The sequence below is a fragment of the Corynebacterium sp. LaCa_70 genome, assembly GCF_058182015.1.
In genome coordinates this window covers 667,665-691,745 of sequence record NZ_CP190914.1, presented here as the reverse complement: position 1 = coordinate 691,745, position 24,081 = coordinate 667,665, and the positions used below count along the sequence as shown (strand labels likewise).

At 55.1% G+C, this 24,081-nt stretch carries 19 protein-coding genes, 1 rRNA gene and 1 other RNA gene; 5 read left to right on the top strand and 16 right to left on the bottom strand.

Going from position 1 to position 24,081, the window contains the following annotated elements; translation table 11 throughout:
* Window positions 1–344: 344 nt before the first annotated feature.
* The 7 genes from ACP8MI_RS03115 to ACP8MI_RS03085 all read right to left on the bottom strand — a co-directional run bounded on the left by ACP8MI_RS03115 (window position 345) and on the right by ACP8MI_RS03085 (window position 8,291).
* Window positions 345–1,860 (bottom strand): 16S ribosomal RNA (locus tag ACP8MI_RS03115).
* Window positions 1,861–2,396: 536 nt separating this feature from the next.
* Window positions 2,397–3,380 (bottom strand): hypothetical protein, encoded by a 984-nt coding sequence (locus ACP8MI_RS03110; protein WP_018121050.1) that lies wholly within the window; start codon window positions 3,378–3,380, stop codon window positions 2,397–2,399.
* A gap of 60 nt (window positions 3,381–3,440) precedes the next feature.
* Window positions 3,441–4,196, bottom strand: coding sequence for an iron ABC transporter ATP-binding protein (locus tag ACP8MI_RS03105; RefSeq protein WP_126844773.1), 756 nt, complete (start codon window positions 4,194–4,196; stop codon window positions 3,441–3,443).
* Window positions 4,193–5,242, bottom strand: a complete 1,050-nt coding sequence (locus tag ACP8MI_RS03100) for an iron chelate uptake ABC transporter family permease subunit (RefSeq protein ID WP_049148706.1) — start codon at window positions 5,240–5,242, stop codon at window positions 4,193–4,195. The genes ACP8MI_RS03105 and ACP8MI_RS03100 overlap by 4 nt, the downstream gene beginning before the upstream one ends.
* A 94-nt stretch (window positions 5,243–5,336) precedes the next feature.
* Window positions 5,337–6,338, bottom strand: a complete 1,002-nt coding sequence (locus ACP8MI_RS03095; protein ID WP_126844778.1) for an ABC transporter permease — start codon at window positions 6,336–6,338, stop codon at window positions 5,337–5,339.
* A 224-nt stretch (window positions 6,339–6,562) separates the two neighbouring features.
* Window positions 6,563–7,612, bottom strand: coding sequence for a siderophore ABC transporter substrate-binding protein (locus ACP8MI_RS03090; protein ID WP_126844772.1), 1,050 nt, complete (start codon window positions 7,610–7,612; stop codon window positions 6,563–6,565).
* A gap of 229 nt (window positions 7,613–7,841) precedes the next feature.
* Window positions 7,842–8,291 carry a DoxX family protein gene (locus ACP8MI_RS03085; RefSeq protein ID WP_236658159.1) on the bottom strand — a complete coding sequence of 150 codons (450 nt, stop codon included), beginning with the start codon at window positions 8,289–8,291 and terminating at the stop codon, window positions 7,842–7,844.
* Between the two features lie 159 nt (window positions 8,292–8,450).
* Here ACP8MI_RS03085 and ACP8MI_RS03080 point away from each other — a divergent pair, with 159 nt between their 5' ends.
* Complete coding sequence (locus ACP8MI_RS03080) at window positions 8,451–9,941, top strand: peptide MFS transporter (protein WP_018121045.1); 1,491 nt, start codon at window positions 8,451–8,453, stop codon at window positions 9,939–9,941.
* 9 nt (window positions 9,942–9,950) lie between these two features.
* Here the strand turns inward: ACP8MI_RS03080 and ACP8MI_RS03075 are convergent, their stop codons facing one another.
* The 3 genes from ACP8MI_RS03075 to ssrA all read right to left on the bottom strand — a co-directional run bounded on the left by ACP8MI_RS03075 (window position 9,951) and on the right by ssrA (window position 12,247).
* Complete coding sequence (locus ACP8MI_RS03075; RefSeq protein ID WP_284589991.1) at window positions 9,951–10,958, bottom strand: DUF2891 family protein; 1,008 nt, start codon at window positions 10,956–10,958, stop codon at window positions 9,951–9,953.
* A gap of 129 nt (window positions 10,959–11,087) precedes the next feature.
* The gene (locus ACP8MI_RS03070; RefSeq protein ID WP_193855292.1) at window positions 11,088–11,408 is read right to left on the bottom strand and encodes a hypothetical protein; all 321 of its coding nucleotides are present in this window, start codon (window positions 11,406–11,408) and stop codon (window positions 11,088–11,090) included.
* A gap of 451 nt (window positions 11,409–11,859) precedes the next feature.
* Window positions 11,860–12,247, bottom strand: a transfer-messenger RNA (tmRNA) gene (gene ssrA / locus ACP8MI_RS03065).
* Between the two features lie 140 nt (window positions 12,248–12,387).
* On the opposite strand from ssrA, the gene ACP8MI_RS03060 reads away from it, so the two are divergent.
* Window positions 12,388–13,419 carry a DUF4300 family protein gene (locus tag ACP8MI_RS03060; protein ID WP_249606407.1) on the top strand — a complete coding sequence of 344 codons (1,032 nt, stop codon included), beginning with the start codon at window positions 12,388–12,390 and terminating at the stop codon, window positions 13,417–13,419.
* 86 nt (window positions 13,420–13,505) lie between these two features.
* Here ACP8MI_RS03060 and ACP8MI_RS03055 read toward each other — a convergent pair whose 3' ends face one another.
* The 4 genes from ACP8MI_RS03055 to ftsE are packed head-to-tail and all read right to left on the bottom strand — an operon-like array spanning window position 13,506 to window position 17,749.
* The gene (locus tag ACP8MI_RS03055) at window positions 13,506–15,548 is read right to left on the bottom strand and encodes an acyltransferase family protein (RefSeq protein ID WP_490290700.1); all 2,043 of its coding nucleotides are present in this window, start codon (window positions 15,546–15,548) and stop codon (window positions 13,506–13,508) included.
* Window positions 15,549–15,567: 19 nt separating this feature from the next.
* Entirely contained in the window at window positions 15,568–16,077 is a 510-nt protein-coding gene (gene smpB / locus ACP8MI_RS03050; protein ID WP_126844769.1) for an SsrA-binding protein SmpB, read from the bottom strand.
* 22 nt (window positions 16,078–16,099) lie between these two features.
* A complete protein-coding gene (gene ftsX, locus ACP8MI_RS03045; protein ID WP_284589992.1) occupies window positions 16,100–17,002 on the bottom strand; it encodes a permease-like cell division protein FtsX in 903 nt (300 codons plus the stop codon).
* Window positions 17,003–17,059: 57 nt separating this feature from the next.
* Window positions 17,060–17,749, bottom strand: coding sequence for a cell division ATP-binding protein FtsE (ftsE, locus tag ACP8MI_RS03040; protein WP_026167965.1), 690 nt, complete (start codon window positions 17,747–17,749; stop codon window positions 17,060–17,062).
* 155 nt (window positions 17,750–17,904) lie between these two features.
* Between ftsE and ACP8MI_RS03035 the strand changes: the two genes are divergently transcribed.
* Window positions 17,905–19,692 carry an AbgT family transporter gene (locus ACP8MI_RS03035; RefSeq protein ID WP_284589993.1) on the top strand — a complete coding sequence of 596 codons (1,788 nt, stop codon included), beginning with the start codon at window positions 17,905–17,907 and terminating at the stop codon, window positions 19,690–19,692.
* On the opposite strand, the gene prfB is transcribed toward ACP8MI_RS03035, so the two are convergent.
* Entirely contained in the window at window positions 19,682–20,836 is a 1,155-nt protein-coding gene (gene prfB, locus ACP8MI_RS03030) for a peptide chain release factor 2 (RefSeq protein WP_284589994.1), read from the bottom strand. The genes ACP8MI_RS03035 and prfB overlap by 11 nt on opposite strands.
* Before the next feature lie 97 nt (window positions 20,837–20,933).
* On the opposite strand from prfB, the gene ACP8MI_RS03025 reads away from it, so the two are divergent.
* Together ACP8MI_RS03025 and hisN are read left to right on the top strand one after the other, a co-directional pair.
* Window positions 20,934–21,815 (top strand): inositol monophosphatase family protein, encoded by an 882-nt coding sequence (locus ACP8MI_RS03025; protein WP_126844767.1) that lies wholly within the window; start codon window positions 20,934–20,936, stop codon window positions 21,813–21,815.
* Complete coding sequence (gene hisN, locus ACP8MI_RS03020; protein WP_126844766.1) at window positions 21,808–22,620, top strand: histidinol-phosphatase; 813 nt, start codon at window positions 21,808–21,810, stop codon at window positions 22,618–22,620. The genes ACP8MI_RS03025 and hisN overlap by 8 nt, the downstream gene beginning before the upstream one ends.
* 45 nt (window positions 22,621–22,665) lie before the next feature.
* Here the strand turns inward: hisN and ACP8MI_RS03015 are convergent, their stop codons facing one another.
* Window positions 22,666–23,976, bottom strand: a complete 1,311-nt coding sequence (locus tag ACP8MI_RS03015; RefSeq protein ID WP_284589995.1) for a S1 family peptidase — start codon at window positions 23,974–23,976, stop codon at window positions 22,666–22,668.
* Window positions 23,977–24,081 lie beyond the last annotated feature (105 nt).

The following is a 24,081-nucleotide window of genomic DNA, read 5'->3' as shown; positions in this document are numbered from 1 at the left end:
ACAACAACAAAGCTGCATCATGCGTACAGATGCTCGCGTCCACTATACAGTTCTCACACACCACACCAACCACAACCACAAGCAAACGATCAAAGCATTCACCCGCGGTAAATGATGGTCAACGAACAACACACAGTGCTGCCCGAGACACCCAACAACGCGCCAACACACAAACAAACCTTTGATACAAACCCAACCAAGTGTAAAGAAGGATGCACACCCAAAAAAACAAAAAATAATCAGCTGCAACCCACACACCCACATACGGTGCATGAACACAATCACAGCCACACCAACCACCCACAACTGTGGAAGCAGTCAGTGTGATAATAAAAACTCCTTAGAAAGGAGGTGATCCAGCCGCACCTTCCGGTACGGCTACCTTGTTACGACTTCGTCCCAATCGCCGATCCCACCTTCGACGGCTCCCTAAACGAGTTTGAGCCACCGGCTTCGGGTGTTACCAACTTTCATGACGTGACGGGCGGTGTGTACAAGGCCCGGGAACGTATTCACCGCAGCATTGCTGATCTGCGATTACTAGCGACTCCGACTTCATGGGGTCGAGTTGCAGACCCCAATCCGAACTAAGACCAGCTTTAAGCGATTAGCTCACCCTCACAGGCTCGCTGCGCATTGTACCGGCCATTGTAGCATGTGTGAAGCCCTGGACATAAGGGGCATGATGACTTGACGTCGTCCCCACCTTCCTCCGAGTTAACCCCGGCAGTCTCTCATGAGTCCCCACCATAACGTGCTGGCAACATAAGACAAGGGTTGCGCTCGTTGCGGGACTTAACCCAACATCTCACGACACGAGCTGACGACAGCCATGCACCACCTGTACACCAGCCACAAGGGAAACTACATCTCTGCAGCGATCCGGTGTATGTCAAGCCCAGGTAAGGTTCTTCGCGTTGCATCGAATTAATCCACATGCTCCGCCGCTTGTGCGGGCCCCCGTCAATTCCTTTGAGTTTTAGCCTTGCGGCCGTACTCCCCAGGCGGGGCGCTTAATGCGTTAGCTACGGCACAGAAACCCCAAAAGGCCCCTACACCTAGCGCCCACCGTTTACGGCATGGACTACCAGGGTATCTAATCCTGTTTGCTACCCATGCTTTCGCTCCTCAGCGTCAGTAACTGCCCAGTAACCTGCCTTCGCCATCGGTGTTCCTCCTGATATCTGCGCATTTCACCGCTACACCAGGAATTCCAGTTACCCCTACAGTACTCAAGTCAGCCCGTATCGCCTGCACGCCCACAGTTAAGCTGTGGAATTTCACAGACGACGCGACAAACCACCTACGAGCTCTTTACGCCCAGTAATTCCGGACAACGCTTGCACCCTACGTATTACCGCGGCTGCTGGCACGTAGTTAGCCGGTGCTTCTTCTCCAGGTACCGTCACAAAACGCTTCGTCCCTGGCGAAAGGAGTTTACAACCCGAAGGCCGTCATCCCCCACGCGGCGTCGCTGCATCAGGCTTGCGCCCATTGTGCAATATTCCCCACTGCTGCCTCCCGTAGGAGTCTGGGCCGTATCTCAGTCCCAATGTGGCCGACCAACCTCTCAGTCCGGCTACCCGTCGCCGCCTTGGTAGGCCATTACCCCACCAACAAGCTGATAGGCCGCGGGCTCATCCTACACCGAAAAAACTTTCCACCACACACACTAAAGTGCGGTCCTATCCGGTATTAGACCCAGTTTCCCAGGCTTATCCCAGAGTGCAGGGCAGATCACCCACGTGTTACTCACCCGTTCGCCACTCGAGTACCTCCGAAAAGGCCTTTCCGTTCGACTTGCATGTGTTAAGCACGCCGCCAGCGTTCGTCCTGAGCCAGGATCAAACTCTCCATAAAAAATCAGAAAAAGAGTCTGATAACCTAGTCAAAAACTACAAAAGAAAAATCAAAGAGCAACACTTACTCAAAAACGATTAATCAAATGCAGAAAATAAAGGATCCACATCCCACTAATCAAGTAAGTATCAAAAATAATAAGTACATTGACACGCTATTGAGTTCTCACACAACACCACCACCCTGCTACTCAACACTTGTTATCAACCAAGTGCCTTTCAGCAAAGCAGCCAGACCGACTTTACACACCAAGTTACTTGAACACAAACCAGAACATTGTGTCGTTGATCACAACACCGCGAACCAGACTGCCACACAAGCAACCAGCGAAACCCACCCACAACAACCACCAACCACACAGTCAGCAGCCACCAAAGGCAAGCATCGGCCCTATAAAATTATCATCCATCCCCGCCAGACAAACAAAGCATAACAACCACCAGAAACAACATCCTGTGAAGTTATTTTCTCTGTCAGCCCCTCGCGGCGACTTGGATAAGCTTAAGCGATAAGTAAACACATTGCAAATTCGAGGTTTATTGCAAAAGTTTTTGCAGGTAAGGGGCGGTTTTGATTAACAACACCATGACGCATAATTCGACCAATGTTTGCGTGACAATCACGATCGGAACAGCTTCAAATCCCTCCGGGAACGCTAACGCAATCGGCATAACGACTAAGGAATTTCGAGCCACGCCGGAAAACACCGCCGCCACCCCATCGTCGACACGCAACTTCGTTACCTGTGCGGCAACAAGCCCGACCGTCACCATGACTGCGGCGAAGACAACATAGATAGCAACTGCCGGGACAAGCGCGCGGCTGTCACGGAACACATCTGCGCCGTACGTCGCGGTGATGGCGAATAACGTCACCACCATCAAGGGCACCATTGCTCCATCTACAGTGATTCGAGTTTGTCTGGCTATCCCTCCGACGCACCGATTCCGCCACGTGCGTTCACACCTCTGCACAAACCACGCAAGACCCAATGGGATCACCAACAACCCCACGACGGAACGCACTATTGGACCCATCGCCGCCTCAACGAACCCCGCCCCGATCAACCGCGGGAGTAGCAAACTGAGCAGCAACATCTGCAGCACAAACAGCAATGGGGTGATCGCCAATAACCGATGATTTGCAGCTCCGGCCAAGCCCGAAAATGGCACAACGTAGTCGATGCAGGGGGCCAACAGGACCAAAGTAATGCCGAGAAGAAGTGCCTGGTCACCACGCACAGGCTGGACTAAGACCCAAACAACACACGGCACGACGAGAAAATTTAATGCCACAATTACCGCGGTTAGCCGCGGGGCTAATCGCACCCGCCGCAGTGGTAGCGCAGAAAACGTCGACAGCATCAAAAGGCCAAGAGCCGGACCCACCAGCTTTTCCAGATCCCAGGGCGATACGAAAAGACCGAGCAGTATCGTCGCCACATAGAAAAGAACCTGGTGTTCAGCTAGGAAATCTATACACCGCTGTATCTGCTGTGCCACCAGGTTCTGAATCATCATTTCGCCGCTATATTTTCGCGATCAATTTTTGCTGTCTCATCCTCTTCGTCGTCAGCCATTTTAGTGATAACAGGCCAGCAGACCGTCCGGCCCATCAATCACCGCGATGTCCGTATTAAAGATCTCAGTAAGAATATGGTCTTTCATGACCTCTTCTGGAGTGCCGAACTCACAGATCTGACCGTCTTTCACCGCACAGATATAGTCCGCATAGCGTGCGGCGAAGTTAATATCATGCAGCACCAGGATAATGGTCCGCCCGAACTCAGGACCTACTTGTTTCAGGTGCCGCATCATCTCGACAGAATGCGCAATATCGAGGTTATTTAACGGTTCGTCGAGAAGCACATAATCAGTCTCCTGACACAACACCATCGCGACATACGCGCGTTGGCGCTGCCCACCCGATAGCTGGTCCAGGTAGCGGTTCTCCAGCGGAGTGAGATTCAGAAAGTCGATGTACTTCGAAATGATTTCTTCGTCGGCAGGCGTCAAACGACCTTTGGAATACGGGAAGCGCCCAAACCCGACGAGCTGACGCACCGTCAAACGCGTAATGAAATGATTCTCCTGGCGCAGAATGGACACAATGCGCGCCAAGTCTTTCGACTTCGTATTAAAGATATCGGCCCCGCCGACAGTGATCTCGCCGGAATCCGGCTGCAGTAGCCGCCCGATCATCGTGAGCAAGGTTGATTTACCCGCACCGTTCGGGCCCACGAGCGCGGTGATACCGCCGGCAGGAATCTCCAGATTCACCGGACCGATCTCAACGTCACTGCTATAGGCCTTGTGCAGGTTTTGGAGGGTAATCACAAGCGTCCCTTTCTCAAAATGACAAATAGGAAGACCGAGCCGCCAACCAGCTCGATGACGATCGAGACAACTCCCTGGGCATAAAAGACGTGGTTGAGCACGAAATACGCACCAGTGAGTACTGAAAATGCGGTCAATACCGCCATGGGGAAAATGAAACGGTGGTCAAAGGTATCGGCGAATTGATAAGCCAACGTCGCTACCAAAAAGCCGAGGAAGGTCATTGGTCCGACCAACGCCGTCGAGACCGCCATCAGCACCGATACCAAAATCAGCGTACCAATCGACCACATCTTGTAGTTCAGGCCCAGGTTCATCGCAGCGTCTTTGCCAAGCCCCAAAACATTCAACCTGCGCGAGAAAACGAACAATAGTCCGGCTGCCCCCAGGCAGAGCGGAATAGCTAATGGATAATATTCCGGATCAGCATTATTAACCGAACCAAACATTCGTGCGGTCAACACATCGAATTCGGACGGTGTGAGCAAGCGCTGCATGAACGTCGAAATAGAACCCAGACCGCCGCCGATGATGATGCCGACCAGCAGCATAGCGTGCATATTTGCATGCCTTCCGGTCAGCAACCAGGAATACAGAATCAACGAGAGCAAAATCATCACGACGATCTGGAACACGAACGTCGACAAAGTACGGGCGTTGTGCAGTCCGGCTGCGCCCAAGAAAAATACGGTGGAGGTATGAATCAGCACATATAGTGATTCAAACCCCATGATGGAAGGGGTAATAATGCGGTTATTCGTGACGGTATGAAAAGCCACCGTGGCCATGGCTTGGCAGATCGCGACCACCGCCATCGCGATCACGGAATTCATCCGCCGCTCGGCAATGAGCCAAAATTGCTCGGTGCCCACGGGCATCGGGTTCCCATAGGCCAAAAGGCCAAACCCGCAACCAGCAGCGATGACTGCGAGGACACCGAGAATAATCCAATACTTGCCGGCCGCAGCGGAATTTTGAAACGCAGAAGCGCTGCGTTCGCGTGGTTGTTGCCCTTGGTTCTCGCTTATGCGCCGTGCCGGACTCATGCCCTGCTCCACACGCCCCGACGGCTCAGGATTTCCCGCCTGCGCACGATCTTCTACGCGAGAAGTATGTCCGGATGCGTTATTTGTCTGGAGATTATCCACGGCGTGCCTGCCTAACAATCAGAGTGACAAAAACAATGGCACCAACAATGCCCAATATGACAGAAACTGGCATTTCGAATGGACTGATAATGGTACGTCCGATGAGGTCACACACCACCACAATGGCGATTCCGAGCAAGCAAACCCACGGAAGATTCGAACGCAAATCATCGCCGCGGAACATGGAGACCACATTCGGCACAATAAGGCCCAAAAATGGCAACGCTCCCACCACGACCGTCACGACGCCGGTGGCCACCGCGATCAAGGCAGTACCCGCCAACACGATCCGCGCGTAATTAACGCCAACGTTGGTGGCAATGTCTTCGCCAAGCCCGGCAACCGTCAAACGATCGGCGAAGAAGAAAACCGCAACAGCGATCGCGACAACCACCCACAGCACTTCATATTGGCCTTTGTATACAGACGTAAACGAGCCCATAAACCAAATGCCCAACGATTGCAGCATGTCGAATTGCAAGGCGAAAAATGTCGAGATCGACGAGACCACTGCGCCCAGCATGATGCCGATAATCGGAACTACCAACGATGAGCGCAGCGAAACCTTGCGCAAAAACAGGAAAAACACCATGGTGCCGACGAAGGCAAAAAAGACGGCACCAATCATGCGTTCAAGCACCGACGCCGTCGGGATGAAGTACATGACAAACAGCAGACCAAGCCCAGCCCATTCGGTGGTTCCGGTGGTGGTCGGCTCGACAAATCGGTTTTGTGTCAGTAGCTGCATGACCAAACCTGACATCGCCATCGCAGCACCTGCCAAAACCAACGCAATAGTGCGTGGCAAGCGCGTGATATAGAAGAAGTCCGAACCGTCAGCTGCTTCAAAGATGTTGTATTCGCCAACCATCAGTGATGTCACCAGCAACGCTGCAACGACGACGAAACCGACGGCCAATTTCCAGTCGAATAATTTCGTCCGCGTATGCGCGCGCCGTGGTTGGGTTCGCTGTCCCGACTCGCCCGTCGGCATGTTCGTGCCATCGGGGGTGCCAGGCGTTGTCGCGGTGGTCATGTCTTGTGCCTTCATTTCTTCATCATCTACCGATGCTCATGATCTACCAATGCTCATGGCAATGCCGAGGCTACGGTTTCGTAGCCTCGGCTGGCATTGTAGGTATCAGCGTGCGCATCATTCGACGAATGGTGACTATTCTCGCGGACGATCACGCACGCCTTCGAACGAGAGCGGGAGAATTACTTCTTCGCTGCTTCAAACGCGTCAGCGATGTCGTTCAGGATCTCGGTGTAGGTAATGATGGATTCATTGGTGTAGGTGTCTTCTGGTGCATAGACAATCTGTCCATCTTTGACCGCAGCGACGTTACGCAAAGCATCGGAGCCTTCAATCACGTCCTTCGCTGCCTGGTAGCCAGGTTCCAACCGCGCAGAAATTGCAGCGTCGCGGTCCAGTACGAACATCCAGTTTGGGTTAGAATCCGCGATGGCTTCTACGGAAATATCATCACCTTTGTGGTTCTGCGAGGCATCATCGACCTCGAGCGCAGGCTTCAAATCCAACATGTCGAAGACAGGTCCATACACACGGCCGAGGGAAGGAGCCACATAACCGATCTCGCCACCGGAAACGTTCAGTGCCATCACGCTAGATTCACCATCGTAGGCTTTCTTCGCGCGTTCGATAGCGGCATCGAATTCGTCGACGAGTTCTTGGGCGTCATCCTCATGCCCCAAGATTTCTCCGAGTCCCAGTGCGTGCCGACGCAGCTCCTCCGCAAAGTCCTCGTCGTCGCGAGGCTCAAACTCTACCAACGCAGCATCTGGGTTCAGCTGCTTGATGTCGTCGTAATGCGACTGAAAACGCTGCCCGTTGATGATGAGATCCGGCTGTGCAGCAACCAAAGCTTCCAGGTCCGGTTCGCGGTGCATACCCAGATCGGCGACGGAATCGTCCTCGCGGTAAGCGTCAACCGTGTGCGGCACCAGTTGCTTCGGAGCAGCAACGAGGTCTACTCCCCACTTTTCCAGGATCTCGAAAGAGCGGTTGTCAGTTGCGGCAATGGCCTTGGCGTTCTTCGGAACCTCCTGGGTGCCATGGTTATCTTCGATGGTGATGGTGTCACCGTCGGAGGCAGCATCCGACGAAGATTCTGCAGCGCTTGATTCTGCCGACGTCGTAGCATCTGCGTTGGTGCTCTCGGCATCATCAGTGGAACAAGCGGTAAGAACCAAGCTGGATAGAGCAAGTCCAGTGATTACGGTATTGCGGATCTTAATTGAAGCCATCTTCGTTCACTTCTCCTCGGGTGTAGCGTAAGTTCGCAACTCTGATAATTGCCTGTGTGAGCAAGTCGCAAACACACAGCCAAAGCTTAACCTTATTAAGCACGGGTTGACTTAACAAGGGTTGGCTGGACTACTACACCCCACGGTGGACAAAACACATTAGGAAATCGTTACTTAACCAGCATTTTCCTATGCTTTTCCAATCTTGCCCCCTACCCCCGCTAGTGATTTAAGCGACGTTGCGCTTGCCGACGCGCCATGCACCGTAGATTAAAGGAATTTGTAGGGGCAATCGCAGTACGCTCACCACGGCTTTTCGCCGTGACTGCCGCACCCACCGCCTCATCATTTCCACGTTTGCGGGAAACACTGCAACCAAAAACGCCGCCGAAGCATAACCTGCAATCGAGCGGGTATGGGATTTACGCAGCGCACATGCAAGACCAAGTTCCACTGCACCACTGACATAAGTAGCACACCGCGCAGAGACCGGGACCCACCCCGGAACAATCGAATCGAAAACCGCGGGGCGGAGAAAATGCAGTACGCCCGCGACACCAAAAATCCCACTCAGCCCACGAGCACCTGGGGTTATACCTTCACTAAGCCGATGGAACTGCCTACTCTTGCTGGTAGAGACACCCAACACGTTAGTTCTCCTATCCCGCGTCTTATTCATCTCCTTAAGTTAGCAAAATTGCTTCTTACAAATTGCAGACTCATCTTCGTATTTTCCACGCTTCTATTCGTCGTTTAGCCCCCTTGTGTTCACAGCACAAAAGTGTAGTTTTAGGCTGTTACCGTAATCATTTTCGTGAGTAAGTTCGAGGATTCTCTCATGTCTACATCTCAGCCGGCGACAGACTCCGGCACCACAGCAGACGAAACCGGGCCAAATACCGGTTCCGCAGCCTTCTTCGGCCACCCACGCATGCTGGCCAACCTGTTTTTCGTGGAAATGTGGGAGCGTTTCTCCTTCTACGGAATGCAGATCATCCTGGTCTACTACCTCTACTACTCCGTCGCCGACGGCGGATTGGGCCTCGATAAAGGCGCCGCCACCGGTGTCATCGGCGCATACGGTGGCATGGTCTACCTGATGGCCATCGTCGGCGGATATCTAGGCGATAAAGTCTGGGGCCCCGAGCGCACACTGTTTTATTCCGCTATTGCGATCATGGCGGGCCACATCGCACTGTCCATCATCCCAGATGTCAGCGGTGTCGTCATCGGCCTGATCCTTATCGCCGTAGGCTCCGGTGGTCTGAAGACCAACGCATCCGTCCTGGTCGGCTCGCTCTATGACCTGAAAGACACCCGCCGTGACGCTGGCTTCACCATCTTCTACATGGGCATCAACATCGGTGCGCTGCTGGGCCCCTTAGCGACGAACTTCGCCTGGGATGTTTCCGGTTTCCACTTGGGATTTGGTATCGCGGCCATCGGTATGGCACTCGGACTCATCCAGTACTGGTTCACCCGGAAAAACCTGCCAGCCAGTGCTCACCACGTGTCGAACCCAGCGTCGCCCGCAGAAAAGAAGAAGGCACTTGCTGCAACCATCGCGTTTATCGTTCTCGTCGTCGTCATGGTCTGGGTCGGGCTCATCACACCAGGCAACATTGACACCTGGGTGATCGGACTAATCGCAATCTGTGCCATCGTGCTGTTCGTGATCTTGTTCCGCAGCGACAGGACCAACGAAACCGAGCACTCCCGTGTCAAGTCTTTCGTTCCCCTGTGGTTCGGAAGTGTGCTGTTCTGGTCGCTCTACCAACAACAGTTCACCGTCATGGCGGTCTATTCCGATACACGTTTGAACTGGAATATCTTCGGGATGGAGCTCAAGCCCGGGCTGTTCAACTCCATCGCGCCGTTGTTCATCATCATGTTCGGCACACTGTTTTCCGTCATGTGGACCAAAATGGGCGAAAAACAGCCCACTATTGTCACCAAGTTTGCACTCGGTCTATTGGGTGCAGGTATCGCTTTTGCCATCTTCCTGTTCCCTAGCGGACAAGCAATCGTCAACGTGGGATGGCTAGTGGGTGTTCTGTTCGTGATCACGCTAGCCGAGCTGTGCATCTCTCCAACCGGCACCTCGCTGGCCACGAAACTGGCACCAGATGCCCACAAATCCCAGATGATGGCACTGTTCTGGACATCACTGGGTATGGGCACTGCCATCGCTGGATGGCTGGCCCAGTTCTACAGCGAAGAAAACGAAGTCGTGTACTTCTCCATCATGGCAACCGCATCATTGATCGGTGGTTTCGCGATATTCTTCGCACGCAAACCAATTCTCACCATGATGCGTGGAGTACGCTAATTTCCGGCATTACTGGTCTGCGCGAATGGCCAACAACGCATAAGTAATAAGCCAATGCGTGGCCATGAAATCGCCGTCGACAAGCTGCTTTTCCACACTTGCCAGCATCTCTGGCGTGTGCTCAGTAATGAACTCCTGCGCTTGTTGGTCCAAATGCGGGGCCAACTCGCGCAACATCCACGCCCGTGACAGCGTGAGGCCAAACAGGTGCGCTAACTGACCATCACTCGGATCCAAAACTTCCGGGGTGTAGGTCAGAAAAGTCAGCGCATCTTGTTGCGCAGGCAAGAATTTTTCTAGCCAAGCACTGAACTCTGTCTCTTTCAGTACACGCGAAAGCAATAACATTTCGCACAAGGCATTCGATAGGAAGTCGCTACCAGACAACTCCCACTCCAGCGGATAGTCACGATCATCCAGGAAAAGCCTGCGGGCCGCGTCGGCAAGCACCGCAGCGAGTTCGCCACGCCCCATCGCTTCGGCAGCATCGAGCATGAGGAAAAGATTAAACGCAGTGTTGTAATGCATGCCGTGCCTAATCGGATGACTCAGCGCAGAAACCCACGTGCTGATGTGCTTTTCGGTGAGCTCTACCAGCGGGAGAAATTCCTCCCGGCCGGAACGCCGCGCAAGCTGCAATAACCAGGCACGACCGTAGGGCTGCTCAAAACTAGGATCTTTGAGCAAATAATCATATTCGACCTGCAACGCGTGCTTGTCCCACCTCTGCTCCAAGATGTCGTGCAGGCGTTTGCGTGCCTCCGGCGATATTTCTTCTTCTGCCAACAACCACACCGCGGAATATTGCATATGCACGCTCGAGTGCCAGTCGAAACAGCCCCAGAAACTCGGGTGCTGCGTACGTGGTCGCACATCGCAGTCGACGGCGGAAGTGCTGATGTGCATATTGACGGCAGGAAATTCCTGCTCAAGGACCTCCGCGATACCGCGGGCCCACTTTTCTGCAAACTGCCCCAATGATCCTGTGGCAAATAGTCCGGGAGTCGAATCAGTCATAGGTCACAGTATGCCGAAAGTTTTCGAGCTGTGCCCTAATGGCTATACACCAGATCCCATCATTTCTAGTGGGTTTGAGGAAACCCGGCGAGGTGATGATCGGGCCGAGTTGGTGGTGAAGCTTGCGGGCTAAGTGCCTGCCTTTGCGTGATATGCGCGCACGCGCTTGGCGTATTCAGTGAACTGTTCACGATCCCAGGGGTCTAGATAAATCGCTACTTCGAGCACATCCAGCCACTGCTCGCTGATCATGATGTCTTCAGCAATAAGTGCGTCAATGGCATATTCGAACGATAGGTCGAATTCTCCTCCGTTATTATCATCAATCGCATTTGGCGTCTGAAATTCTTGTAGGTAATCGGTTAAGAATCTTTCCCACAGTTCCTTTAGTTCGCCGTTGGCATCATCGGCTGCATCGTCGGCACTGATCCCGTAGATCGATGGTGTCATGCCTATTACCTGCCCCTCAAGAAAAATCTGTCTTCGCTAAATTGTCTTCCCCTGTTTTTCAGAACCGGCTGCGTCCCAGTCCCTCCAAGCTAACAGAGGGACAAGTAGCAAAGAGCGATGATATTCACCCCGTCGCGGCGCCGATCAGACTTCCCATCGCAGGTAATCATGCCTCGGGTACGCACGTGCTTGGTGCATTTTTGCAAATAGGCGCGCTGAAAGCGGCCTTTTTTGTTCACTATTTGCAAAAATGCACCATACACCGTCACGACGAACAGGTAAACTCCTGAGATTAACCCAGATCTGTGGAAGATCATGACATATATGGAAGATATTTGGAAGATGAATACCCCCCCCACGTGCACGCTACTGCACAGTTAGCATAACCGCAGTACACATGATGTTTATATGAGAAAAGCCCAGGTTATCGCTAACCTGGGCTACCCCCTTTTTGTGGAGCTGCCGGGACTTGAACCCGGGTCCTTCGTTGCTTCGCCAGGGCTTCTCCGTGCGCAGTTCGCGCATGATCCTTACTCGACCCTCCGACTCGCACGAACACGTCTCGGAAGATGGGTCCAGCCATCAGTGAGTGTCCCTACTGGCCCTGATGACTCAGCCAGAAGGCAAGCTCTTTAGTCGATGCCAGATTCCAAGCCAAGAGCATAACTTGGGCTGACAGACACGCGGTCGCTGCAGCTTAATTAGGCAGCGAGGGCGTAGTCACGCTGAGAGGTCTTCTCTGCGTTTATTGTATTTGTAACGCCGCTTACGGTGGCCGTTACCTTACACCGGCACGCTTCCCCTGGCTCAACAGACGAAGTCGAAACCAAATCAACCCCGTTGTCAGGGAAACCCTTGTAAGCGATCAGACTACACCTGATTGTCGGCTACGTGCAAGCTTACGACTACACGAACCGCAAAGCATACTCGCTCTTGCCTACGGCCACATGCAGATTCGTCAGTTCGTTAGCATGAACCAATGCGCACGAAACTTTTCCTCGCTTCTTCGCTAACCACCGTCCTGCTGCTCGCGGCATGTGCTGGGCCAGACAGTTCCAGTGAACGCCCGGCAACAACGGAGTCAAACGGAACAGCTGAATCAACCGGGGCAACTCGAACAACCGGGGCAAGTTCTGCAGAAGCTGCGCCTGCACATTCCTCATCCGACACGCAACAAAGCCGATTCCCCACCGCAGAAAATGACGCGGCAGAGCTGTTGGAAGGCATGACGGTCAGCAACCTCGTCGACAAGAAATCGCAGGACATCGCACATAAGGCGCTCACCGATGCAGATGTGCCGCAGGAAAGTATCGACGGTTTCTTCCGGCTTGTCGACGAATTCAATCACGCCGTCCCCACCGATAGCCTCATCAACGACGGATTCACCAACTACGGAACGCAAGACCCGGACTATGACGTCGAAGCAATCACCACGGCCTGGCAGCAGCATCACGCCAATTATGCGGGCACGAACTGTCGGATCAACACCTTTACGCTGGCGGATTCGTTGTTCACTGTCGACGATCAGGACAACCCAAACGAGTCTTTGCTGTTTATCGACCAGGAGTCGCTAAACAACGCGCCAGGAGAAATTCTGGACGAGCAAGAACGTCGAAAGTTCGCTGCGTTCTACAGCAATATCCCGACAACATCTGCACTGAACCCGTCGCAGCACATCGCCGATATCCAGGCACATTTCGACGAGCGCGGCATCGAATTCGCAGACACCGATGCGCGTGTGATCTCAATGTTCTCGCACGATACCCTGACCGAGCCGGCAACGTTGTTCATTGGGCACACCGGCGTCGCGGTACCGCTGGACGACGGCTACCTGTTTCTAGAAAAAATCGCTTTCGACATGCCGTACCAAGCCATCACCGTGCGGGATATGCAGCAGCTCAACGACTATTTAATGCACAAATACGACGATGGACCAGGGCTAGAATATGGCCGGCCCATCATCTTCGATAACGACGAAGTCATCGACGGCATGCGCTTTGCCAGGCGGTAGTAGCCGAGCTAGCCAAATTAGCTAGCTCAAGACCAATCGACCAGTAACGTCGTCCAGTCTCACCACACCTTCCGAAAATGTCCTGGTTAGCAGAGGGTATCGGTGTTTTTATCCCCGTTGACGTATTGCTGCAGCGCGTATGTGATCGCGGTGACGTATTCGGTAGCACCAACCGGATCCGGGTGGATGCCGTCCTCGCGCAACGCCCCTGGGGTGTGCATCGCGTGGGTGCACCAGTCCGCAATATAGACATTGTCGTAGGTCTCAGCGGCCTCGATGATTTGCTCGCGGGCTCGCGGCATCCAGGATCGATCACCATACGGCAGAACCATCACGACGGTGCGGTCGTCACCCATGATCTCCATCATCGAAGCGACCTCGCCCGGATGGGCCTCGCTATTGGTCCCGAATCCGAGGACCACCGTATCGCGCAGCAGCCCTTGCGAGGCCAGAGAGGATGCAACTTGCACACCCACTCCCCACGCACGGGAGACATCCGCATCAACATAAATGCCCGGGAATTCTTCGGTCAACGCCATCAACGACGCCAGCATCACCGAATCACCGATGGCGGTAATTTCGTCACCGGCGGGCATGCTGCGATCGGAAACGTCTTTCTTATTTGGCTTATCTTTCGATTTGCCACTTTCGCCAGAACTGCCCGCGGAGCTGCTGTCGTTGCTGCTTTTCGCGCCGTCGCTTTTGTCAGTATCTGTAGTTTTGGCATCTGTATTTTTGGCATCGCCAGTTTTTGCATCACCAGTTTCAGCATCGCCAGCGTGCTCCTGCATCTCTTGGCGTTGCTGCCGGTTCTGTTCAGCGAGCGCATCCAAATCTTGCTCCAGCTGCGTTTTATCTGATGAATTCACCACCGCGTAGGCGGTTCCACTCACCGAGCCAACGGTAAGCACGAGCCCGGCTATCCAGGCGACAGGCGCTTTGGGCGACGTCGACGTCGTACTGGAAGCCGAAGCCGTGCGTGGACGGTGCGCCCAGATAACCGCGAAGACTGTGCCATAGCCCTTGCGCCGGAACGGGTTTTCTATCCAGCGGTAGCTCAATTCAGACAACCCTAGCGAGATCACCACAGCTAAAAGGCCCCACCAGACAGCATTCCCATCCAGTGTCTCTTCTGGCGCCAGCTCCCGGATAATCATAATGACCGGCCAGTGCCACAAATAGATGGAAAACGAGCGCTGGCCTAGATAACGCATGAGCGGGAATTCGAAGACCCACCGCAGCGGCACGACCTCATAAACTACTGCATAGATCATTCCGGCGCCTGCCAGGCTAGTGATAAACAGCCCGCCCCAATACGGGAAATTGCCGTCATCGGCCATCACAAACAGCTGCACCACATAGACTGCCGTAGCTACCAGGCCGATCAGCGACGCCGCGAACCGCGGACGCGTTAGCTCTAACACCGGCCAGGAATCGCGATTCGGATCAGCCTTGCTGGTAGTCAGCAACATCGCCAATACAGCGCCGATCAACAAGCCAAACGCATGGGTATCGGTGCCGTAATACACGCGAGTGGGATCAGCATCCGGGGAATACACCACCGCCATGGCAACCGCCGAAGCGACCGCCGCCAGCAACGATGCCAACGCAATATGCAATCGCTTCCGCGCACCCCACACAGCCAGCAACGCGAACAATGCTAAAGGCCACAGCACGTAGAACTGCTCTTCTACTGCCAGTGACCAATAGTGCGCAAAGACTTCAACCTCGCTGTCAGCAAAATACGAAGCAGACGTCGCTATCTGCGTCCAGTTGCTGACGAAAAACAGTGAACCCAAAAATTGCGTGCGGATATTGACCGCAAAATCGCCCCCAATAACACCGACGATCGCGGTGCAGATCACGAGCACGACGATTGCCGTCGGCATGATCCGGCGCAGCCGACGAACCCAAAAATCCTTCAGATTCACCGTGCCGGTGGTGTCATATTCGCGCAACAACAACGAAGTGATCAAAAACCCCGAGAGCACGAAAAACATGTCGACGCCCAAATAGCCACCGGGTAATGCGTCACCAAAGAAGTGATAGATCACGACGGCTGCGACAGCCAAGCCGCGCAAACCATCTAAGCCAGGAACTTGCCGCAATCTCGCACGCGTTTGAGACATGGGTGAAAGACTACCTGCTTTAAGCGTTAATTCCTTTGACGCGGCGCCCCAGTTCACGAGAAACTTCGCGGTTGATGTCGCGGCGTTTAATATCCTCGCGCTTATCGCGGTTGAGCTTGCCTTCTGCAAGGGCAATCTCACATTTAGCCTTACCGTCTTTCAGATAAACATTCAGCGGGATCAGCGTACGAGAACCATCGCGGACTTGCCCCATCAGCTTGTCAATCTCGCGGCGGTGCAGCAACAGCTTGCGTGTGCGCTTCGGCGAGTGGTTTGTCCAATGCCCCATGGAATATTCCGGGATGTGCAGGTTGCGCAACCAAATCTCATTTTTGTCCAGAGTGGCGAAGGCGTCGACAAGCGAAATTTTTCCTTCGCGCATGGCTTTAATCTCGGTGCCTACCAGCACCATCCCGGCCTCATAAGTATCGAGAATCTTGAAATCGTGGCGTGCCTTGCGGTTGGTTGCCAGCACCGCTGAATTAGCCGCCGCCGCGTTCTTTTTCGCCTTGTTGCCCTTTTTCGCCATAACAGCTGCAATCCTACTAGTTTTACTTGCGCACGTAGGAGCGCAGCGTGATATAGGCGGTAATACCGGAAAAGAGCATGCCGACGACGGCAACAGCGGGGAAACTAGCCCAAATATCGCGGGTGCGAATCGGTGCGATCAATTGTGATTCGTACAAACCGGCCAACGATGGATCCACGATCGAGAACTTCGCAGCAAACAAACCCACCCCGGCAACGATGGCACCCAGCAAGGTCGCCAGCATCGCCTCAATCACGAATGGCGCCTGGGTGTACCAACGGGAAGCACCCACGATGCGCATGATGGCGATTTCTTCCCGACGGTTAAATGCCGCGATTTGCACCATGTTGGCGATCAAGAGAATCGCAGCCACCGCCTGCACCACAGCGAGAAGGAACGTCGCATTCCGGATGGTATCCAGGTTGTCCGTGGCCCCGCGGACGTCTTCGACCTGGTCGATGACACTACCGACCTGCGGCAGGTCCCGGATTGGGTCCAGCGGGCTGGTATCGGTCGGATCCGTCAGCCGCACGTGCAGTGCGGCAGGCAGAGCATCCGGTGAGGTCTCTTCCACTAACACCGGGTCAGTTTCGCCAAATACTTCTACGAAACGCTCATACGACTGCGCTTGCGAGCGGAAAATCACCGACTCTACGCCCTCTTCTGACTCTAGAGCCTGCTTGACCTCACTACAGGCCTGCGAGGTGCAGTCTTCATCAGTCGTCGAGATTTCTTCATCCAACTGCACCATCACTTCTACGCGCTCAAGATAAATGTCTTTGGTATCCGACGCCATCATCGACACCAAAACACCGGCGGTGACCAGGCTTAGCGAAATCGCGGTGGTAACAATCAGCGCAAAAGCCATGGTGAAGTTGCGGCCCAGACCTTTGAACGACTCTTTGAGCACAAAACTCAGCTTCATATCTTTCTCCTGCCCTTCCGGGCTGTACTTGCAGGCGGTAGCGGCGCTACCACCCAGCTACCGCGATTCGCCGTAAACACCATGGGCTTCATCACGCACGATTGTGCCCAGGTTCATCTCGATCACACGTTGGCGCATATCGTTGACGGTGCGCGCATTGTGCGTAGACATGACGACGGTAGTGCCTTTCGCGTTGATCTGCCGTAGCAACGTCATGATCTCGTCAGCGGTATGCGGATCCAAGTTGCCAGTTGGTTCGTCGGCAAGCAACAACAGCGGGCGGTTCACAAACGCCCGGGCAATGGCGACGCGCTGCTGCTCACCACCCGAAAGCTCATTCGGCATGCGATGAGCTTTCGCATCCAGCCCAACCATTTCGAGCGCCTCCATGGTGCGCTTTTTGATGCGTTGCGGGCGCTCGCCAATGACCTCCAAGGCGAATGCCACATTGTCGTAGACATTCAGTTTGCTCAGCAGACGGAAATCCTGGAAGACATACCCGATGCGCTGGCGCAGCTTGTTCACCTCGCCGCCCTTGAGCTTGTTAACGTGGAAATCCGCGAAATGGATGTCGCCTTTGGAGACATTGGTATCGCGAATAAGCAACTGCAAAAACGTCGACTTGCCTGACCCAGACGGGCCGATCAAGAAAACGAACTCGCCCTTGTCGATCTGCAGATCGATCCCATCCAGCGCCGGCCGCGTTGATGTTGGATATTCCTTGGAGACCTTATCGAAAGTGATCACAACTAACACTCTAACCACAGTGGCAACTGATGGGTAGTGCACTAATTCTCGACAAGCACCACCGACAGATATATCGTGAAATAGATCACCGAATCATATGATCTGCATGATCGGCGTGATCGGCAATCAGACCAACCACAGATTGGCCATGAACCATGAATGCAACCGAGGCACACAAAGCCGGAAAAGCTGACAAAGCTGATCAAACTGATCAAGCTTCTGCGGCCAGCCAGGACACAGCGCCATCATCGAGTGGCGGGGCCACGAAAGTAAAGGACAAAAAGAAACACAACACCGGCGGCAAGGCCGGGGAATCTGCAGGCGGTTTTCTTGGCCTGATCGAAAAAATCGGTAATAAACTACCGAACCCATTTTGGCTATTCGTCATCCTCGCCGGTCTGGTCGCAATCACCAGCTGGATCGGCTCGACGATTGGCATGACCGCCACGCAACCTGATTCTGGCGACACCGTCGAGGTAGAAAACCTGTTGACCACCGAGGGAATCCAACGCATGGTCACCGATGCGGTGGAAAACTTCACCAGCTTCCCTCCGCTCGGCGTCATCTTGACGGTGATGCTGGGTGTAGCAGTTGCTGAGCATTCTGGATTGCTGAGTGCTCTGGTGCGGTCCATGGTCGCGAAAGTGGGCCCGAAGGTACTGACGTTTACCCTCGCTCTCGCTGGCGTTACTGGTTCGGTGGCCTCCGATGCGGTTTATGTCATTCTGATTCCACTGGGCGCAATGTCGTTTCATGCGCTTGGGCGCTCACCTATCGTGGGCGCGATGGTGGCGTTCGCCGCATCGTCGGCAGGCTTCAACTCTTCGTTGATCCTGAACATCACCGACCTCTTGCTGGCAGGTATTTCCACCCCGGCCGCGCAACTAGTCGACGAAAACTACGATGTTTCCCCACTGGCGAATATCTTCTTCGTCATCCCATCCGCGGTGGTACTGGCGCTGATCATTACTGCCGTGACCGAGTTGTTCGTGAACAAACGCGCACACGATCTGGTCGATCATGACGAAATCGATTACTCCGAAGTCTCGTTCGACAACGCCGCCGGTGGTAATGCCGCCGGTGGCGGTGATACCTCCGATAACGGTGGCACCTCCGATGATGACGATAACGACACCAGCAGTGGCGATGCCCGCGACCAGCTCACGCTTGCCGCACACGAAAAGGCTGGATTGCGTGCGACCGGCATCGCCTTGCTGGTGATGCTCGCGGCTTATTTTGCCTTGTTGTTCATCCCGGGATCCCCGCTGGCCGGCCCAGACGGCGAAACCATGGATTCGCCACTCATTCGCTCCATCGCGGTACCCATCGCCGGAGTATTTTTCCTGTGCGGAATCGTCTACGGCTTGGTATCCAAATCCATCACCAGCTCCGGCGATATCCCAGAATTCATGGCCGCTGGTCTGAAAACCATGCTGCCAATGATCGTGTTGTTCTTCGCCGTCGCGCAGTTTTTGGCATGGTTTGAATGGTCCAACCTGGGTGTGTGGACCGCGATTACCGGCTCCGAGCTGCTCAACCGAGCAGACCTACCACCATTCTTATTATTCGCTGGTGTGGTCATTTTGGTTGCACTGCTCAACCTGTTTATTACTTCGGGTTCCGCGCAGTGGGCCTTGATGGCTCCGGTTATTGTTCCGATGCTGATGTATGTCGGCATCTCGCCGGAAGTCAGCCAGATGCTGTTCCGTATCGGCGATAGCCCGACAAACATCATCACGCCAATGTCGCCGTACTTCGCACTGGCACTGACCTTCCTGCAGCGTTATTACAAGCGCTCCGGCGTCGGCACCTTGATGTCACTGGCACTGCCGTATTCGATCTCAATGCTCGTCGGCTGGTTTGCATTCTTCCTGATCTGGTACTTCCTGGGCATCCCGCTGGGCCCTGGATCGCCAATGGAATACCCGGCAGCTACTCACTAGCTTGTTCGGCGGTGTCGTCCCCGCTGTCCCCTGCGGCCTCCGACATACGCCACCGGATGGCAGATTCTAAAAAGCCATCGATATCGCCATCCAGTACCTTGCCGGGATCCCCCACCTCATGGTTGGTGCGCAGATCTTTCACCATCTGGTACGGGTGCAAAACATACGAGCGCATCTGGTTACCCCACGAGGCATTACCACCCGCGCCGAGCGCATCCAGCTCGGCGCGTTCTTCTTTCCGCTTACGCTCCAACAATTTCGCCTGCAACACACGCATCGCAGAAGCTTTGTTTTGAATCTGTGATTTCTCATTCTGGCAGGTCACCACGATACCGGTAGGCACGTGGGTCAACCGCACCGCCGAGTCAGTGGTGTTCACCGACTGCCCACCCGGCCCCGAGGAGCGGTAGACGTCGGTACGAATCTCAGAATCCGGCACCTCAATGGAGTCGGTCTGTTCCACGACCGGTAACACCTCCACCTCCGCGAACGAGGTTTGGCGGCGCGCTTGGTTGTCAAACGGGGAAATCCGGACCAAACGGTGCGCGCCTTGTTCCACAGACATCGTTCCGTACATGTATTCTCCGTGCACGACGAAAGTCGCGGATTTAATGCCGGCTTCCTCGGCATAGGAAACATCATAGATTTCCACCTTGTGGCCTTTGCGCTCTGCCCAGCGGATATACATGCGCATCAACATTTCTGCCCAATCCGCAGCATCCACACCACCGGCACCCGAGCGAATAGTGACCACGGCTTCACGCTCGTCATACTCACCAGCCAGCAACGTGGTGATCTCTAGGGCATGAATGTCTTCTTCCAGCGCCGCCAATTCTTCATCGGCAGCAACCATCGCTGCTTCGTCTCCACCTTCGGCGGCTTCTTCGTCGGCAAGCTCATACAGCACCGGAACATCATCCAGGCGCTGGCGTAAATATTTCAGCTTGCGCAATTTCGCCTGATTGGCCGACAGCTCGGAGGTGATCTTTTGGGCGTGGGCGGGATCATCCCACAGGCTTGGATCCGCAGCTTTGTCCTCAAGCTCGCGTACCCGCTGCTGCAGATACTCGGGGTCGGCCACCTGCTCGATTGAGGCAAGCGTGGTGGTGAGCTCTTTGACTACCGCTGCTTTATCCGATCGCATAACTTTCCAGCCTACTCAATCACCGATGGAATCATCGAGCAGATTCGGCCGGGTGACGGAATTTTCCGACGCCGTGTTTTCAGGCAGAATGGTGGCCATGAATTCGCCCGCAGATTCTGCCTCCGACGACCCACAACTCGAGCTCAACAAGGCCATCGACGCCACCGCCAAAGCATTCATGGTGGCACACGTCAGCGACGATGACGGCCAGCTGGCCCAAGCGCTTGTGCTCAATGCCGGGCGCATCGCATGGCGCTTGCGCGAAAAAGGCCTGGACCAAGACACCAAGACCTCCATTTCCGACGTCGTGACCAACGCCGACCACGCCGCCGAGCGTTTCATCGCCACGGTGTTAGAAGGCATCCGGGCAGAAGACGGCATCGTCGGTGAAGAAGGGGCACGGACGAACAGCACATCCGGACGTAATTGGGTGATTGACCCAGTCGACGGCACCTATAATTTCGCCTCCGGCTCGGATTATTGGTGCTCCGCATTGGCCTTGGTGCGGGGCACAGCAGACGATCCCGACGAGATCATCACGGCCGCCGTGCACCGCCCGGCGATGGGCTACACCTGGTTTTCCGGCGCTGGCCTGCACACCACCCGCGACGGCGATGAACTCGCAGCAATTAACAACCGTAGCCTGGGCACTGCCTGCGTGGGCACCTATTTACACCCAACCTGCATGGCAGATGAAGCTACCCGAAGCGCGTGGCATGCCGTGCTCAGCAAGGCCGCTACCCTGCGCATGCTCGGCGCAGGATCGGTCGATCTAGCCTCGGTTGCCGACGGCACCTTACACGCCTGGATGCAGCACTCGGTGCCAGCCTGGGACTGGTTACCCGGCAAGGCTTTAGTAGAAGGAGCAGGTGGCACGACCGCCACCCGGGTGGCAGGCGGAGTGCGCTGGCATATAGCAGGCAATGAACAGACCGTCGCGGAGATTGTAGAAATTCTGAAAGGCACGAACAATGACTAACCCCACCAGCCCTAGCCCCACTGGCTCTGCATACGCGGAGGATCTTGCGCTGGCACTGGAGCTAGCTGACCGCGCAGATGGTGTGACTTTGCATCGCTTTAACTCCGCCGACCTGCAGGTACAGTCCAAACCGGATATGACCCCGGTCAGCGACGCTGATATTTCCTGCGAGGAAATGCTACGCGAGCATTTGGGCGGCGCACGCCACAAAGATGCCATTCTCGGCGAGGAAATGGGCGGCACCCCAGTATTTTCTGGGCGTCAGTGGGTCATCGACCCGATCGACGGCACCAAAAACTACGTCCGCGGCGTGCCGGTGTGGGCGACGCTCATTGCTTTGCTTGTCGACGGCGAGCCCGTCGTCGGTGTGGTTTCTGCCCCGGCGCTGGGGCGGCGGTGGTACGCGGCCAAAGACCACGGTGCTTTCCGGCGCGTCTTCGATTCTGAACCGGACCCGTTATCGGTTTCCGAGGTGCGTGAATTGGATGATGCCTCGGTGTCGTTTTCCTCATTGGCAGGCTGGCAAGAACGCGACAAGCTCGGCAATTTCGTGGAATTGAGCGAGAAAACCTGGCGATTGCGTGGTTTCGGCGATTTCTGGTCTTATTGCCTGGTTGCCGAGGGCGCTGTCGATGCCGCTGCGGAACCAGAAGTATCGCTGTGGGATTTAGCAGCGCTGGACATCATCGTGCGTGAAGCCGGTGGGAATTTCACCAGCCTTGATGGCAAGCGAGGCCCACACGGTGGCTCGGCGGTAGCAACCAATGGTCACCTGCACGAGTCCGTGTTGGGCCTGCTGGGTTAAGGAACCCTGAGTTAAGGACACCTGAGTTAAGACAGCCTGGGTGCGTTAGTTTTCCGGCAACTGGAAACCAGCACCGACGCCACCATGCGCGTCCAGGTCAGCGAAGATGGTGTTGGCATCGCTGGCCATGGTTGGTACATGCAGGAATCCCTGGAGTGGGCTCCGGCACGACAAATCCAGACCCGTGGGGTTGGCCCCACCGGAAATGATGCCGACCAAACGGTTGCCTACCAGCAGCGGCCCACCGGAATCTCCGAGACTCGCGCAGACCTGATTGAACTGAATCCCCTCGGCATCGCCGTAGTGGACGCCGCAGGTGTGGCCGGTAGCAACGCCGTTTTTGCAGACCTGGTCACCAAATCGTGGTCCGACACCGATCTCGTCGACGGTGACGTTGTTGTAGCTGCGGGTAACTTCCGCATTGGATCCAAATTCGATCACGGAATAATCGTGACGCGCATTGGAGGCCACGATGGTGCCGGAGTTGCCTACCTGCCACGAATCAGCTGAGGCAACGTAGTCGCCTTCCGTACCACAGTGCCCAGCGGTAATACCGACCTTGTGCCCTTGCGCATCGGTGCCCGCAACCGCGAGCGTGCAGATCCCCGAGTCGCCGACGAACAGCGGTGTGCCGGGGCCATACAGCGATGTGCCCTGCGAGAGATACTCATTTGATTCTTCCGGGATGCGCGGCGCATCGAACCAGGATCCAGGTACTCGGTGCAAGACGAAATCTTCGGTGGGTTTGCCTGCCAGGATCTTCGACAAGGGATCATTCACCCAGCGCATATTGGGATCAATAGCAGGATTTTCGATGATTGCCGGGCGCTCCCCGATGCCGTCGTAGTCGTTGCTTGCATCGTCTTTGCCGACAGAGCCGTTGTCATCAACGGCATGATCGCCACGTGCCTCAGCGGCAGGGACCTTGTCGACGGACGCTGCACCGATACCGCTTGCCGACGCCTGCGGGCCCTGCGGGCTCCGGTGCTGCGGTAGCGCGCTGGCGATCTGCTGGTCGATAGCATCGGTGATCTCTCGGTCTAGCTCCGGGGTCTGGATCCCCCACTGCTGCAACTGGCTACGGGCATTTTCGACGAATCCGGCAGAATCAACCACTGGACCTTCTTCGATGGTCTTGCGTGCCTCGTGATACGCCCCGGCGCGCTGGTCCCAAGGTTCGGCATGCGCGGTGGCAGCTCCTGTTAATAGGCCGGTCATGCACGTTGCCGCCGACGCAACGATGGCGGTGAACTTACGCTTCCCGCTACTGCGTGTATTCACCGACACCGACTGTGCACTGTGCTGCTGTACTTCACGGTATTGCGCTGCTCGCTGCACCGCTGGTCGTCCTCGCACGAATCATCCTCTATTCTGCTCGCTCAGGCTAATTCTTTTCTGTCTCATGGTGGCATGGAGTTCCAGTAATCTGGTGGGAATTGATCAGGTCGTTGGATGATAGTT